General features: G+C 37.0%; 14 protein-coding genes. 6 read left to right on the plus strand and 8 right to left on the minus strand.

Annotated elements, in window-relative coordinates; translation table 11 throughout:
- Window positions 1-143 precede the first annotated feature (143 nt).
- On the plus strand, window positions 144-704 hold the full coding sequence (locus tag HMPREF0014_RS10825; protein ID WP_004887522.1) for an FxsA family protein: 561 nt from the start codon (window positions 144-146) through the stop codon (window positions 702-704).
- Window positions 705-775: 71 nt separating this feature from the next.
- Here HMPREF0014_RS10825 and HMPREF0014_RS10830 read toward each other — a convergent pair whose 3' ends face one another.
- Complete coding sequence (locus HMPREF0014_RS10830; RefSeq protein WP_002050045.1) at window positions 776-964, minus strand: hypothetical protein; 189 nt, start codon at window positions 962-964, stop codon at window positions 776-778.
- A 258-nt stretch (window positions 965-1222) separates the two neighbouring features.
- Here HMPREF0014_RS10830 and HMPREF0014_RS26145 point away from each other — a divergent pair, with 258 nt between their 5' ends.
- Window positions 1223-1471: a hypothetical protein gene (locus tag HMPREF0014_RS26145; protein ID WP_004702072.1), complete on the plus strand. Its 249-nt coding sequence runs from the start codon at window positions 1223-1225 to the stop codon at window positions 1469-1471.
- 121 nt (window positions 1472-1592) lie between these two features.
- On the opposite strand, the gene metK is transcribed toward HMPREF0014_RS26145, so the two are convergent.
- Window positions 1593-2759, minus strand: a complete 1167-nt coding sequence (gene metK, locus HMPREF0014_RS10840) for a methionine adenosyltransferase (RefSeq protein WP_002049844.1) — start codon at window positions 2757-2759, stop codon at window positions 1593-1595.
- A gap of 524 nt (window positions 2760-3283) precedes the next feature.
- Here metK and tkt point away from each other — a divergent pair.
- On the plus strand, window positions 3284-5272 hold the full coding sequence (tkt, locus tag HMPREF0014_RS10845) for a transketolase (protein ID WP_004887520.1): 1989 nt from the start codon (window positions 3284-3286) through the stop codon (window positions 5270-5272).
- Window positions 5273-5329: 57 nt separating this feature from the next.
- Here tkt and HMPREF0014_RS10850 read toward each other — a convergent pair whose 3' ends face one another.
- Complete coding sequence (locus tag HMPREF0014_RS10850) at window positions 5330-5737, minus strand: OsmC family protein (RefSeq protein ID WP_004887518.1); 408 nt, start codon at window positions 5735-5737, stop codon at window positions 5330-5332.
- A 214-nt stretch (window positions 5738-5951) separates the two neighbouring features.
- Here HMPREF0014_RS10850 and HMPREF0014_RS10855 point away from each other — a divergent pair, with 214 nt between their 5' ends.
- A complete protein-coding gene (locus tag HMPREF0014_RS10855; RefSeq protein ID WP_004709169.1) occupies window positions 5952-6542 on the plus strand; it encodes a YceI family protein in 591 nt (196 codons plus the stop codon).
- A 49-nt stretch (window positions 6543-6591) separates the two neighbouring features.
- On the opposite strand, the gene HMPREF0014_RS10860 is transcribed toward HMPREF0014_RS10855, so the two are convergent.
- A complete protein-coding gene (locus HMPREF0014_RS10860; protein ID WP_002050195.1) occupies window positions 6592-7182 on the minus strand; it encodes a lecithin retinol acyltransferase family protein in 591 nt (196 codons plus the stop codon).
- Between the two features lie 187 nt (window positions 7183-7369).
- Here HMPREF0014_RS10860 and HMPREF0014_RS10865 point away from each other — a divergent pair, with 187 nt between their 5' ends.
- On the plus strand, window positions 7370-8116 hold the full coding sequence (locus tag HMPREF0014_RS10865; protein WP_004887516.1) for a phosphodiester glycosidase family protein: 747 nt from the start codon (window positions 7370-7372) through the stop codon (window positions 8114-8116).
- A gap of 35 nt (window positions 8117-8151) precedes the next feature.
- On the opposite strand, the gene HMPREF0014_RS10870 is transcribed toward HMPREF0014_RS10865, so the two are convergent.
- The 4 genes from HMPREF0014_RS10870 to putA form a co-directional block, all read right to left on the minus strand.
- Window positions 8152-8382, minus strand: coding sequence for a hypothetical protein (locus HMPREF0014_RS10870; RefSeq protein ID WP_002050077.1), 231 nt, complete (start codon window positions 8380-8382; stop codon window positions 8152-8154).
- Window positions 8383-8630: 248 nt separating this feature from the next.
- The gene (trmA, locus tag HMPREF0014_RS10875) at window positions 8631-9716 is read right to left on the minus strand and encodes a tRNA (uridine(54)-C5)-methyltransferase TrmA (RefSeq protein ID WP_004887514.1); all 1086 of its coding nucleotides are present in this window, start codon (window positions 9714-9716) and stop codon (window positions 8631-8633) included.
- A 106-nt stretch (window positions 9717-9822) separates the two neighbouring features.
- Window positions 9823-10296, minus strand: coding sequence for a GrpB family protein (locus tag HMPREF0014_RS10880; RefSeq protein WP_004887513.1), 474 nt, complete (start codon window positions 10294-10296; stop codon window positions 9823-9825).
- Window positions 10297-10400: 104 nt separating this feature from the next.
- On the minus strand, window positions 10401-14153 hold the full coding sequence (gene putA, locus HMPREF0014_RS10885; protein ID WP_004887510.1) for a trifunctional transcriptional regulator/proline dehydrogenase/L-glutamate gamma-semialdehyde dehydrogenase: 3753 nt from the start codon (window positions 14151-14153) through the stop codon (window positions 10401-10403).
- A 124-nt stretch (window positions 14154-14277) separates the two neighbouring features.
- On the opposite strand from putA, the gene HMPREF0014_RS10890 reads away from it, so the two are divergent.
- Window positions 14278-14766 (plus strand): Lrp/AsnC ligand binding domain-containing protein, encoded by a 489-nt coding sequence (locus HMPREF0014_RS10890; protein WP_001014235.1) that lies wholly within the window; start codon window positions 14278-14280, stop codon window positions 14764-14766.
- The last annotated feature ends 5 nt before the right edge of the window (window positions 14767-14771 follow it).

The following is a 14771-nucleotide window of genomic DNA, read 5'->3' on the forward strand; positions in this document are numbered from 1 at the left end:
TTAGCCATGTTTTTAGGTTAAAAGAAAACATTGCCTAAGCTTCACTACAAGCTCTTTAATCCGTATTTTCAACTGAAAATGGTTCATGGATTAGATAGCTAAAACTGCAATGAATTTTCTTTTTGAGATAGATAAAGTTTTACATGAATTTACTTCTTATTGTGGTTCTGGGCGCGATTGTTGAAATTGCCGTATGGATTGGCGTAGCACAGTTCATCAGTGGATGGTATGTGTTTTTCTGGTTCATTATTGCTTTCTTTATTGGTCTTACGCTTATTCGCAAAAGTACGGCTGGTATTATGCCGCAATTACAACAAATGCAGATGACCGGGCAATTAGGCAGTGATCCGACAGTAACTAAAAAACTAGCATATGCTTTTGCAGGTTTTTTATTGATGGTGCCTGGTGTGGTATCTGATGTGTTAGCGCTTTTAATTCTAATTCCAGGCGTGCAAACTGCGTTTCGTAATATCGCAATGAGAACACTTGCAAAGCGTCAGCAAGCAATGATGGAAAAAATGATGGGTGGCATGGGCGGAGCAGGTGCTGGTCAAAACCCATTTGCTGATTTAATGCGTCAAATGCAGGATATGCAGAACTCACAAGGTGGCAATCAATACCGTGGTGACTCCAGCATTATCGATGGCGAAGCGAGAGAAGTTACCCCAGACCATAAGAAAATTGAACATAAAAATAAGGATTGATTAATTCCTTATATAAAAATAAAAGGCCTAAATCTTAAATGATTAGGCCTTTTTTAATATTCTATCGATTATTAATTTGAACAATCAGCATTATCTGTTCCAGCTTGAGCTATTACAGTTGAATTTTCTTCTGACTTCGTCTGAGGTTGATACTTGTTTGAAGGTAGAGCTGTCTGCTTGTTTTCAGATTGTTGATATTTCCGGCTTCTATTGGCTCTTTCACGAAAGCCACCTTTATTAATGAGTTGGGTGTGTGACATGGATTGGCCTAGAAAATGAACTATTCATGTATTTTAACAAATTCAGCAAAATATCAAAATAAGAAAAATAGTATAGAAAAAATAATATTTAATTTATCTCATTGTATAAACTAAAGTTTTTAAAAATGAACGCATTGTTCATTCAGATTGAATTCTCTTTTCATTTCACATAGGATAAATATAAAGGATGTATAAATTAAAAATTGTAGCAAACCTATTAAAACAACAACGGTTGAAGTGAGGGAAGGAGGGTTACCTATGCTATATCAATATCATTGTGCGTGTTGTGACAAAGTTGTGGCATCAACTGACAAATCATGTCCATATTGTGGTTCACATCATATTCGTAGTCCTTATGGGTTATGGATGTTTTGTGTGATGGCTTGTTTGGCAGTAGTTGTTGTATTCAAAGTTGTCCATATTTATATACAAAATCATCAGGATACACCTACCCAATCGACTTTATTAGATGTACTAAATGAAGGTGATAAAACTACGAAACAGTAGTAGTGCTTAATTTGCTACATACTTTTAAATAATGTGTGTTGGAAAGTTTATTGCTTAATTTTAACAAAATATAAAAAATAATAAAAAAGCCCGCATTAAGCGGGCTTTTAATATATAGGGCCTAAAGGCCCGCAGCATCTTTAAGTACTTCAACTTTGTCAGTTTTTTCCCATGTGAATGCAGAATCTGAACCTTCACGACCAAAATGACCGTAAGCAGCTGTCTGTTTATACATTGGTTGAATTAAGTTAAGCATACGAGTAATACCAAATGGACGTAAATCAAAATGCTCACGTACTAATTGGATAATTAACTCATCAGAAACTTTTGCAGTACCAAAAGTATTGATTGAAATAGAAGTTGGTTCTGCAACACCAATTGCATAACTCACCTGAATTTCACATTTGTCAGCAAGACCAGCCGCAACAATATTTTTAGCAACATAACGACCAGCGTAAGCAGCTGAACGGTCTACTTTAGATGGATCTTTACCAGAGAATGCACCACCGCCGTGACGAGCCATACCACCATAAGTATCAACAATGATTTTACGACCTGTTAAACCACAGTCACCTACAGGGCCACCGATAACAAACATACCAGTCGGGTTAATATGGAATTTAGTGGCTGCATGGAACATTTCAGCAGGGATGATCGGTTTGATAATTTCTTCAATTACAGCTTCTTTAAGCTGAGTTTGAGTAATTTCAGGATCATGTTGAGTAGAAAGTACTACTGCGTCTAAACGTACAGGCTTGCCATTTTCATACGCAAAAGTAACCTGACTTTTTGCATCTGGACGTAACCATGGTAATGCACCTGAACGACGGAGCTCAGCTTGACGCTCCATTAAACGGTGAGCATAAGAAATAGGAGCTGGCATAAGCACGTCAGTTTCGCGACTTGCATAACCAAACATTAAACCTTGGTCACCAGCACCTTGATCTTCAGGTTTTTGGCGATCTACACCTTGTGCAATCTCAGGTGATTGTTTACCAATCATGTTGATTACGGCACAAGTTGATCCATCAAAGCCTAGATCTGAATGGTGATAGCCGATACCGTTAACAGTTTGGCGAACTACAGCTTCTACATCAATATTCGCAGTTGTTGTGATTTCACCTGCAAGTACAACAGCGCCTGTTTTTACCAGTGTTTCACAAGCAACACGTGCGTATGGGTCTTCTTTTAAGATTGCATCCAAAATAGCGTCGCTAATTTGGTCGGCCATTTTATCGGGATGACCTTCGCTTACAGATTCCGAGGTAAAAACAGCGTACTCGCGCATGAAAGTCCTATCTTGGTTATTTCAAAAAGACATAATATGTTACATCGACTTGAGCTTGAGGACCAGTTCATACTGACTAAAAAGCATGAATTTCTTTCATTTCTACTATGTTTTAATTGATAAGAGTATCAGGGAAATTGATATAGCTAGATGAAAATTAATTATTTTTATATAAAAAATTTAAAAAAATGTCTAAATTTTAAACATTTGATTTTATTAAATATTAACCAAAAAATTTCGACTATGAAGCGAAAGACTATAATTAAACAGAATAAATATAACTTTATATGCTGATCAAAGGGGGGTATCTCGACAAATGTTGAGGATAGAACTACCCATAAATAGTATTGTTTTACACAGCTTAAGAAGCTAAATGTTTTTTGAGTAACCAAGAAAAGGTTAAAAATAAAGAAATATACCGTGTTGGGGTTTACCCCTAGGCGTTTTTTTAAGACAATATAGCGGCATTGAATGGTTATTCATCATCTTCTTTTCATCAATCTATTAAAATTGGATTCTGATCTATGACGACCCCTTTAAACGAACGTCGTATTGCAAACGCAATTCGTGTATTGGCAATGGATGCTGTGCAACAGGCAAACTCAGGGCATCCAGGTGCTCCAATGGGGATGGCAGATATTGCTGATGTCGTCTGGCGCGAGTTTTTAAATCACAACCCAACTAATCCACAATGGGCAAACCGTGACCGTTTTGTTTTGTCAAATGGTCATGGTTCAATGTTGCAATATGCTTTGCTTCATTTAACAGGTTATGATCTTTCAATTGAAGATTTAAAACAATTCCGTCAATTGCATTCAAAAACTCCTGGTCACCCTGAATATGGTTATGCACCAGGCATCGAAACAACGACTGGTCCTTTAGGTCAAGGTATTGCAAATGCTGTTGGCTTTGCATTGGCTGAAAAAACTTTAGCTGCTCAATTCAATAAAGATGATTTAAAAGTAGTTGATCACTTCACTTATTGTTTCTTGGGTGACGGCTGTTTGATGGAAGGTATTTCTCACGAAGTATGTTCATTGGCAGGTACTTTACAGCTTGGTAAATTGATTGCTTATTATGATGACAACGGCATTTCGATTGATGGTGAAGTAGAAGGCTGGTTTAGTGATGATACTGAAGAGCGTTTCAAAGCTTATGGCTGGCAAGTTCTTCGTGTAGATGGCCATGATGCTGATGCTATTCGTCAAGCAACAGTTGAAGCTAAAGCTGAAACTCAAAAACCAACGATTATTATTTGTAAAACAATTATTGGTTTAGGTTCTCCAAACAAACAAGGTAAAGAAGATTGTCACGGTGCGCCGTTAGGTAAAGATGAAATTACCTTAACTCGTGAAGCTTTAGGTTGGACTGAAGAAGCATTTGTTATTCCTGCTGATGTATATGCTGCATGGGATGCTAAAGCAAAAGGTAATGAAGCTGAAGCAGCTTGGAATGAAGTATTTGCTCAATACCAAGCAAAATATCCTACAGAAGCAGCTGAGTTACTTCGTCGTATTAACGGTGATTTACCAGCAGAGTTTTCAGCTCAAGCAGATGCGTTTATTCGTGAGACAAATGCTAAAGCTGAAACTGTAGCAACTCGTAAAGCAAGTCAAAATACATTACAAGCATTTGGTCCTTTATTACCTGAATTATTAGGTGGTTCTGCGGACTTGGCTGGTTCTAACTTAACACTTTGGAAAGGTTGCCAAGGTGTTCAAGAAAACCCAGCTGGTAACTACGTGTACTATGGTGTACGTGAGTTTGGTATGACTGCAATTGCAAATGGTGTTGCATTACATGGCGGTTTCATTCCTTACGTGGCAACATTCTTAATGTTTATGGAATATGCACGTAACGCAGTGCGTATGTCTGCATTGATGAAACAACGTGTAATTCATGTTTATACACATGACTCAATTGGTTTAGGTGAAGATGGTCCAACACACCAACCAATTGAACAAATTGCTTCTTTACGTGGTACACCAAACTTAAATACTTGGCGTCCTGCTGATACTGTTGAAACAGCAATTGCATGGAAATCTGCTTTAGAGCGTAAAGATGGCCCTACAGCACTTATTTTCTCTCGTCAAAACTTGCCATTCCAAACGCGTACTGAAGAACAAATTCAGAATGCAGCAAAAGGTGGTTATGTTCTTGCTCAAGAGAAAGGCGAGTTGAAAGCAATTATTATTGCTACTGGTTCTGAAGTTTCTTTAGCAATGGAAGCTTATGCTCAGCTTGAAGGTGTGCGTGTAGTTTCTATGCCATGTGCAGAAGAGTTTATGAAACAAGACGCTGCATATCGTGCAGCTGTATTACCAGCTCATATCCGTGCACGTGTTGCGGTTGAAGCAGCTCATGTTGACTACTGGTGGAAGTTTGTTGGTCTTGATGGCAAAGTAATTGGTATGTCAACTTATGGTGAGTCAGCACCAGCGAAAGATTTGTTCCAATTCTTTGGTATTACAACTGAAGCTGTAGTAGCTGCAGTAAAAGAATTGACTGCTTAATGAATTAACTAAGCAGAAGAAAAAAGCGTCCCGATTGGGGCGCTTTTTTTATAAATTTTAAATATTAAGTTCAGTTTGAATCGAAATATTCGAAGTCAATAACTTATGAATTGGGCAGCTTTCAGCAACTTTTAAAAGACGTTTATGTTGATCTTCAGTAAATTCACCCTTTAGCGTAATTTTACGTTCAATATTATTTTGACCGGCTTCCGGATCACTATTTGGATTTAAAGCTAAATCGACTTGTACATGCTCAAGCTTAATCCCTTTGTGATTTGCATACATTTCTAGTGTAATTGTAGTGCACGCGCCTAAAGCTGATAGTAAAAGCTGAACTGGATTTGGAGCTGTATCTCGTCCACCTTTATCAGTTGGTTCGTCTGCAAACCATTGATGACCTGACGGATCGGTCAGTGTCACTCGGTACGGAGTAGAAGTGCTTTGTGCTTGAACAGTGTTAGCCATGTTTTACCTTGTTATTTATCAATAAAATCGAAGTAAAAACCAATAAATCTGAAGGTTTCGGATAGAAAAATATCTATACTTTATAATATGGGTTTTGAATAACAACTGTAACGCTTTTATTGTTGCATGGATGAAACATATCGTTTTATAAAGAATAGTGAATTAAATTACTTGATGTATACACTAACGACTATATCAATAAAGGATACGAAAAATGCATCTTAAAACATTAAGCTTCGGTTTAGCAGTAGCATTGGCAAGTACAGTTACATTAGCTGCACCAGTGGATTATAAAATTGACCCAACACATACAGCGACTGTTTTCTCATGGAATCACTTTGGTTTTTCAACTCCAAGCGCTAACTTCTCGGACATCCAAGGTGTAATTAAAGTTGATAATGCTAAACCAGCAAATTCTTCTGTAAATGTGACAATTCCTTTAAGCAGTGTAAATACAAACGTGCCTGCTTTAGATAAAGAATTCCAACAAGAAGCTTGGTTTAATGCAGCAAAATATCCAAATATCACTTTCAAAAGTACGAAAGTAGAAACTAAAGATAAAAAACACTTCAAAATTACTGGTGACCTAACTGTTAAAGGTGTCACTAAGCCAGTTGTACTTGATGCTGTTTTAAACAAACAGGGTGAACATCCAATGGCAAAAGTTCCAGCGATTGGTTTCAATGCGACAACTTCATTCAATCGTTCTGATTTCGGTCTAGGCAACTATGTGCCTAATGTAGGTGATAAGATCACTGTAAACATTACGACTGAAGCAACGGCAGCTAGTGCAGCTAAAAAATAAGTTGTAAGTTTTCTAAAAAAGTCCTCAATCATGAGGACTTTTTTAATTATTAGATTGGTTCTTTTTTATCGGGTTCTATAAAAACTAAGGGTTGAGAAGGATCTACATTTCTTTTTTCGGCTTTTTCTCTTAAAAATTGATAAGTTGGAACTTTCATTTTTGCCTGATCACGTAATTTCTTTTTAATATAAAGAACAAGAGCAAAGCAGGTCGTTGCTACGGTCAGCATCATGCCATTCATATAACTCATGATCGAACTTACGTAACCAATGGTGGTTAAGCGATGCATCATACGCTCAACTTGAGTACTAGTTTCAATACCAGTGATTGCCCAACTGCATAAATGTTCACAATTATTAATAATTAAATGATAGTGGTTTTCGTGCATGCGTGAGCGCATACGTCGAACAACCACTTTTCCTTTGTAGCGTGGCGCATCATAAGAACGCACATGAATTTTTTTGCCATGAGAAAAGGCATCTAATGAAGTAATTTCAATGGGTCGTTTTTTGATGAAATGTGCTAGGCCTGAATAATGAATAACTCGACCTCTCCCAGCGTAAATACCATGATGGCTATAGCCGAGATGTTTTACAATAAGATGAGCCCCTAAAGGGTAGCGTTTATTTGTTTGTTGCATTTTCACGCTGATCCAATAAAGTTTTGATCACTTTTATTAAAAGCTGTTCACTATTATAACGAATATAGTTGTGCTCTAGTGTATTGTTTAGGTGGAATAAGCGCCTTTCGGGTATATATCACATCAAAGCATTTTATTTAATAAAGTATTGCTATGAACAGAAAATGACATATGAGGTTTGCCATTAATGAAAATACTCATGCTGTGTATTATTAATTTTATGGTCTTTGGGCAATCTGCTTTAGCAGAAGAGTATAGCCAAATGCAAAATGCTACCGATGATCAATTTGAAGTCATTGAAATTTCAAATTTAAATCAATTGCGCTTATTTTTGCAAAATCCAGAAACGAATCAATATTATAAAAGTTTCGATAATATTCAGCGCCAACTCAAATCATGCGAACAGCTTACTTTTGCAATGAATGCAGGTATGTTTCATTCTGGCTTCTCTCCAGTTGGGCTATATATTGAAAATGGGCGAGAGAGTCAACCTTTAAATGAAGATAATGGATGGGGTAACTTCTTTTTGCAGCCTAATGGAGTTCTAGCATGGAATGACAAACAAGCTATTATACTGACAACTGAACAATATAAAGCAAAAGCTTTTCAACCCGAATATGCAACTCAATCAGGCCCTATGTTGCTGATTAATGGCAAAATAAATCCCTTATTTCTAGCAAATAGCGATTCAAAGAAAATACGTAATGGGGTAGGTATAAAAAATAATAAACTTTATTTTGTGATCTCTAAAAATAGAGTGAATTTTTATAATTTTGCTGAATTTTTCCAAAAAGGTCTTAACGTAGAGCAGGCATTATACCTAGATGGTTCTATCTCTAGTTTGTATTTGCCTAAGAATAACCGTAATGATAGAAAATTTTATATGGGACCTATTATTGGTTTAGTCAGCCATACAAATTGTGAAATCAAATAAAATACAAAAAAGCCAGTACATGACTGGCTTTATAATTAATGAATAGATGGTTTTTGAATGAGTTCATTTAACTCTTTACGGCTATACCCACGGGAAATAAGAACTTTTTTTATTCCCATAATGACATCTTCATCTGTTGCTTGTGCAAGCGCACTTAGAAGTTGTTCATTAGTTTTACATGAGCAGTCATTTTCAACACAAGCAGTTTGATTCTTATGCTCGTTATGCTGTTGATCTGCTAAGAACAGCTTTTGCCAAAAACTCATAGAGCCTTCATATATAACCTAACATAGATCGAAATATAGCCAAATTAAATTAAAATACAAGTCTCTATAAGTGATAAATCCACCAGTTGAACTAGAGAATTTTCGATAGTAATGGTTGAGTTAAACGAAATTATGACGAATAGATGACTTGATATTTTTTTTAAATTTAAATACTTAATTAAAAGGTGTTGAAAAATAAGGAGATATTTAATCTCCTTATAAAATAGAGTTACATTGAAAAATTTTGTTTAAATCTTCTCGAGTAATACACCTGACTCAACATGATGTGTATAAGGAAACTGATCGAACAAAGCAAACTTAGTCACTCGATGAGTTTTTGTGAGTGTTTTTAAATTTTCATATAAAGTGTCGGGATTACATGAAATGTAGATAATACGCTCAAAACCTTGCAAAAGTTTTAAAGTTTCATCATCAATTCCCGCACGCGGAGGATCTACAAATACGGTATCAAAGTCATAACTTCGAATATCAATATTTGCTTCTTGTAGACGGCGGAATTCACGCTCACCTTGATAAGCTTGAGTAAACTCTTCAGCTGATAGGCGTGCTACCTGAATATTATCAATCTGGTTTTGTTCAATATTCCATTGAGCAGCATAAACTGATGATTTTGCAAGTTCGGTAGCAAGTACGCGTTCGAATTTTAGTGATAATGGAAGGGTAAAGTTACCATTACCACAATAAAGTTCTAGTAAGTGTTTTTTCGAACCCTCAGCTGCATCACATGCCCATTGCAGCATTTTTTTGCAAACTTGTGCGTTCGGCTGGGTAAAGCTACTTTCAATTTGTTTGTACTTGAATGTACGGTTTGAAAGTTCAAATTCTTCTACAACAAAGTCATCGCCAATAACAACTTTCTGCCCTCGGCTACGACCCATAATTTTAATATTTAATTTTTCAGCAAGTGCTTTAGCTGATTGTTCCCACTCCTGATTAAGTTTACGGTGATAAATCAGGGTAACTAGCATTTCTCCACTAAGTGTTGCGAGAAAATCAACTTCAAACAAACGCTGTGAAAGTAAAGGCTCAGCTTTGAGTTCTGCTAAAAGGCTAGGCATTAAATCGTTAATACTTTTGTCTGCAATAGGAAACTCATCTATGCGGACAACTGTTTTTTGCTTGTCTTCATCGTTACGTTCAAACATGGCATAGAACATATCACTTTCTGTATGCCAGATCCGAAATTCAGCACGCATACGGAAATGTTGTTCAGGTGATTCAAACACTTCTAATGTAGGCGGTGTAAATTCAGAAAATTGAGTAGTAATGCGATCAATTTTAGCTTGAAGTTGTTGACGATAAGAAGAGGTCATAGACAAAGAAAATTTAGACAGAATCAAATAGTGAATGGTATCAAAAAAATCGAGCTTGCAGGAGTCAATTTTAGTCAGATATTCATAAAGAAATAGGGTACTTAAATTAAAGATGATTTAAGACGCGGTTAATAAAATCTGATTTTATTGCTCTATATTGATCGGGATCTAAATGGCTACACTGTAATTTTAATTGATTATATTCATGCACCAACCGCGGTGAATCTATAAGCTTATTTCTAAATGTTAAGAAAAACGTAAATACTGAATCGGCTACTACAATTTGAAATGCAACTTCATCATCGTTCATTGATTCAAGCATGCAAAGCTCATGTGTCCTAAGGGTATTTTGTTTTTCTATAAAATTAAGTGTTTTTAATTGTTCTATTGCGAATTCAAATTGATCAGACATCACTTCAATATAAATATCTAGATCACCTTTTGAAATCGTATTTGGGATTGCAGACGAACCAATATGCTCAATTTTGGCAAATGGTAAAAGGGAGGAGATATTCTTTTTGTATGAGTTGAAAAGATCAATACAATTTTGTTGATATTGTTCTGGTTCTAAAAAGATCATTATGAAATTCGCTAATCGATAACATTTATATATTTAAAAAGAGATTACTCGATTAAACAAAAAAGCCCAAATACTGAAATTTGGGCTTTTCGATAAATTATCTGTTAATCCGACATAGTCATTAAGCTTGCATTGCCACCAGCCGCAGCTGTATTCACACTAATTGCACGCTCAATTACTAAACGTTCAAGTGGAATTGACTCGTTTGATTCAACATGTGTAATGCCTACAATTGCACCAGAGCGGCTTGCAATTTCTTGCTGTAATGAGAGAACCTCTTCACGGCTACCATGGTGCAAAACAGCATCAAAATCATCTGTAGTGATGTTTTTGATAGTCGTAATTGCATCAAGTACATCTTTTGGCAACGTTTGTTTATGTTTTGCCAACAATGGACTATTTGGCATTACAGCAGCTTGACTACCCACTGCAAAAATTGCGAGCAATTGATGTAATTGATTTTGTTCAGTGTCGGCAATTGAAAGTACACGGTGACGCGGCAAAATAATATATTGGTTACTTTCCCCAGTAGGGCCTTGTAACTCATAAAACTTGCCTACACCAAATGGTTCAATTTCACGACTTGCTTGTGGTAAATGTTGTTTCGCCCAGTTTTGTAAGCTTTGATAAACTTCACGGTTAAAGCCTTCAAAAATGGTTTGCTCATTTTTTACCGCAAATGGAGTTGCTAATACTTTGTTTGAACAATCCTGCATTAAGCGATACATGTAAAGAGGGCCACCCGCTTTAGGACCTGTACCAGATAAACCTTCACCACCGAATGGTTGAACGCCAACAACGGCCCCAACAATATTACGGTTGATATAAAGGTTACCAACTTCAGCATGTTGAATTACGGTTTGGATGGTTTCATCAATACGAGTATGTAGACCCATTGTTAAGCCATAACCTTTAGCATTAATGCGTGAGATGAGTTGTTCAAGCTCACCATACTTATAGGTAATGATATGTAAAACCGGACCAAAAACTTCACGCTGTAAGTCATCGAGGTTAGGTAACTCAATTGCTGTTGGTACAACAAAAGTTCCTTTATCTAATTCAGTTTGGCTTGTCGCTCCAAACATCAATTGATGTACTGGATAGCCCTTAGACTTCATTTTTTGGATGTGCTGGTCAATCGTCTGTTTTGCTTCGTCATCAATAACTGGACCAATGTCAGTTTTTAAAATAGCAGGGTTGCCTACAATTAACTGTTGCATTGCACCTTTAAGCATTTTAATAACGGTTGCAGCACTATCTTCTTGTACACATAAAATACGCAAAGCAGAGCAACGTTGACCTGCGCTATCAAATGCAGAACTTACAACATCAAGTACAACTTGTTCAGTTAATGCAGATGAGTCCACAATCATTGCATTTTGGCCACCAGTTTCTGCAATGAGAGGAATAGATTGACCATTAGCAGCTAAACGTTTTGCAACTGTCTTCTGCAAAATTTTTGCAACTTCAGTTGAACCGGTAAACATGATGCCATCAATACGTCGATCTTGGCTAAGCTGAGCACCTACTGTTTCACCACGACCTGGTAATAACTGTACAGCACTATGTGGAATACCCGCTTCCCATAAAATTTGCACTGCTTGAGCTGCGATTAAAGGTGTTTGCTCGGCAGGTTTTGCAATAACGCAGTTACCACTAACTAGTGCTGCAGCAATTTGACCAGAGAAAATCGCAAGAGGGAAGTTCCAAGGGCTAATACAAAGTACAGTACCAAGTGGCTGAATGGTTGTATTATTAGGAAGATTTTCAACCTGAGTTGCATAGTAACGTAAGAAATCTACAGCCTCACGAACTTCTGCAATGGCATTCGCATAAGTTTTACCACTTTCGCGGCAAAGTAATACCATTAACTCTTGGATACGGCTTTCCATAAGGTCAGCTGCACGTTTTAAATATTGAGCGCGTTGATCTTTAGGTGTATTTGCCCACTCAATTTGTATTTGTTCAGCTGCATTAAGTGCAATTTCTACATCATTAAGATCAGCTTCTTGTACATAACCAACAATTTCATCATTTTGTGCTGGGTTTGTAATTGCAATAGAATGACCTTGTTTCGATAAATCGCTATTTCCTAATAATGGATGACTCTGCCAAATACGGTTACGTAACTGTTGAGCTGTGTTATCTAAAGCTGCAAGCGGAGCGTCGTTTGCTAAATCATATCCTTTAGAATTTTTACGAAGTGTTCCATACATATCTAAAGGAAGAGGAATTGATGGGTGTTTTAAACCAACTGAACCTTCAAGCTTAGCTGCATTACGAATATCATAAATTGGAGACTGGATAAGATCTTCAACTTTAAGTGTTTTATCGGCAATACGGTTAACAAATGAAGTATTCGCACCATTTTCGAGTAAACGACGAACCAGATAAGCTAACAAAGTTTCATGGTTACCAACCGGAGCATAAATACGGCATGGCACGCCTAATTTATTTTGCTCACGTGGACCAACAACTTGTTCATAAAGTGGTTCACCCATGCCATGTAAGCATTGGAATTCATATTGACCAGCATAATACTTGCTTGGATCAGCTAAATGATAAATTGTTGCTAGTGTTTGAGCATTGTGAGTCGCAAATTGTGGATAGATGAACTCAGGCGCTGCAAGTAATTTTTTAGCACAAGCAATATAAGACAGATCTGTATGCACTTTACGTGTGAAGACAGGGTAGTCATCCATACCTTCGATTTGTGCTTTCTTGATTTCGCTATCCCAATATGCACCTTTTACAAGGCGAATCATGAGACGCTTTTGGCTGCGTTTAGCAAGATCAATAATATAATCAACTACGAAGAAACAGCGTTTTTGGTAAGCTTGAATAACGAATCCAATACCTTTCCAGTTCTCAAGTTCTGGCTCAAAACAAAGACGCTCAAGTAACTCAAGAGAAATTTCTAAACGTTCAGATTCTTCTGCATCGATATTTAAACCAATGTTGTACTGTTTAGCTAAACGAGCGAGCTCAAATACTTTGCCGTAGAGTTCTTTGTGAACACGTTCAATTTGCGCACGTTGGTAACGTGGATGTAAAGCAGAAAGCTTAATTGAGATACCAGGGCCATCATAAACGCCTTTACCATTAGACGCTTTACCAATTGCATGAATGGCTTGTGTGTAATCGTTAAAGTAGCGTTCAGCATCATGTTCGGTTAAGGCAGCTTCACCTAACATGTCATAAGAATAGCGGAAACCTTTATCTTCAAGTACTTTTGCGTGGTCGACAGCTTCTTCGATGGTTTCACCAGTTACAAACTGTTCACCCATCATGCGCATTGCTACATCAACTGCTTTACGAATAATGCCACGACCACTACGGGCTAACAGGCCAGTAAGTACACTTGAAAGACTGGTTTGCTTTGGTGTCTCCATAAGCTTACCGGTTAACATGAGGCCCCATGCTGCAGCATTTACAAACATTAAGCTACTTTGGCCAACGTGTTCTTTCCAGTTACCTTGATTGATTTTATCGCGAATGAGCAAATCACGTGTTGCTGTGTCTGGTATACGAAGCAAAGCTTCAGCAAGACACATCAAAGCCACGCCTTCTTGTGAAGACAGAGAGAATTCTTGTAATAACCCTTGAACAATACCCGCTTTACCCGAAGAGGTCTTACGTTCACGTAAATTATGGGCAAGGTTAAATGCAAGGTCATAAATTTTATGATCTAAATCATCAGATACCGCAGCAGCTTGTAATAGCTCTTCTACAGCTTCAGGTTCGGCACGACGCCAAGCTGTATTAATGCGTTGTTCAAACTCACTTTTATCGTTGAATTCGGTGATATAGCCTTGGTGAGATTTATCCATTTGATGAAAAGTATCCATTGTGTTCATATCTATTTCCGCTAACCAGCTCTCGTAAACTCATCTTGAGTAGAGAGGTTTAGATAATTTATCATTACAGAAGAAACGCCGAATAACTCACTATATTTTGCCCATTTTTTAGAGGAAAATTCAGATGAATGGCCCCTTATTAAGCCTTGATCGTACAGATTTAAAAATTTTGGATATTCTTCAAACAGATGGGCGTATTTCCAACAGTAGATTGGCTGAACTTGTAAACCTATCTCCAACTGCAGTTATGGCCCGGGTGCAGAAGCTGACGAAGGATGAATTTATCTTGGGTTATGAAGCTAAATTAAATCCAGTTAAGTTAAATGCAAATTTTTTGGTTTTTGTTGAAGTCTTACTCGATAAAACAACACCCAATGTTTTAGATGAGTTTATTGACGCAGTAGTGCATTATCCAGAGATCGTTGAATGCCATATGGTTAGTGGCGGATTTGATTTTTTAATTAAATTACGAAGTGGCAGTATGGAAGAGTTTAGACGTATTGCTGGGCAGGTACTATGGCAATTACCAGGTGTGAAAGAAACGCGTAGCTACCCTGTGATGCAAGTTGTAAAAGATAGTTCAAAAATTAAAATCAAAACTAAAAATAAATAAAAAGG

Source organism: Acinetobacter sp. RUH 2624, assembly GCF_000162375.2.
Lineage (GTDB): Bacteria > Pseudomonadota > Gammaproteobacteria > Pseudomonadales > Moraxellaceae > Acinetobacter > Acinetobacter nosocomialis.

Coding starts and splice junctions, on each gene's coding strand:
- HMPREF0014_RS10825 (WP_004887522.1), top strand. CDS start 144: ATGAATTTACTTCTTATTGTGGTTCTGGGCGCGATTGTTGAAATTGCC.
- HMPREF0014_RS10830 (WP_002050045.1), bottom strand. CDS start 964: ATGTCACACACCCAACTCATTAATAAAGGTGGCTTTCGTGAAAGAGCC.
- HMPREF0014_RS26145 (WP_004702072.1), top strand. CDS start 1,223: ATGCTATATCAATATCATTGTGCGTGTTGTGACAAAGTTGTGGCATCA.
- metK (WP_002049844.1), bottom strand. CDS start 2,759: ATGCGCGAGTACGCTGTTTTTACCTCGGAATCTGTAAGCGAAGGTCAT.
- tkt (WP_004887520.1), top strand. CDS start 3,284: ATGACGACCCCTTTAAACGAACGTCGTATTGCAAACGCAATTCGTGTA.
- HMPREF0014_RS10850 (WP_004887518.1), bottom strand. CDS start 5,737: ATGGCTAACACTGTTCAAGCACAAAGCACTTCTACTCCGTACCGAGTG.
- HMPREF0014_RS10855 (WP_004709169.1), top strand. CDS start 5,952: ATGCATCTTAAAACATTAAGCTTCGGTTTAGCAGTAGCATTGGCAAGT.
- HMPREF0014_RS10860 (WP_002050195.1), bottom strand. CDS start 7,182: ATGCAACAAACAAATAAACGCTACCCTTTAGGGGCTCATCTTATTGTA.
- HMPREF0014_RS10865 (WP_004887516.1), top strand. CDS start 7,370: ATGAAAATACTCATGCTGTGTATTATTAATTTTATGGTCTTTGGGCAA.
- HMPREF0014_RS10870 (WP_002050077.1), bottom strand. CDS start 8,382: ATGAGTTTTTGGCAAAAGCTGTTCTTAGCAGATCAACAGCATAACGAG.
- trmA (WP_004887514.1), bottom strand. CDS start 9,716: ATGACCTCTTCTTATCGTCAACAACTTCAAGCTAAAATTGATCGCATT.
- HMPREF0014_RS10880 (WP_004887513.1), bottom strand. CDS start 10,296: ATGATCTTTTTAGAACCAGAACAATATCAACAAAATTGTATTGATCTT.
- putA (WP_004887510.1), bottom strand. CDS start 14,153: ATGAACACAATGGATACTTTTCATCAAATGGATAAATCTCACCAAGGC.
- HMPREF0014_RS10890 (WP_001014235.1), top strand. CDS start 14,278: ATGAATGGCCCCTTATTAAGCCTTGATCGTACAGATTTAAAAATTTTG.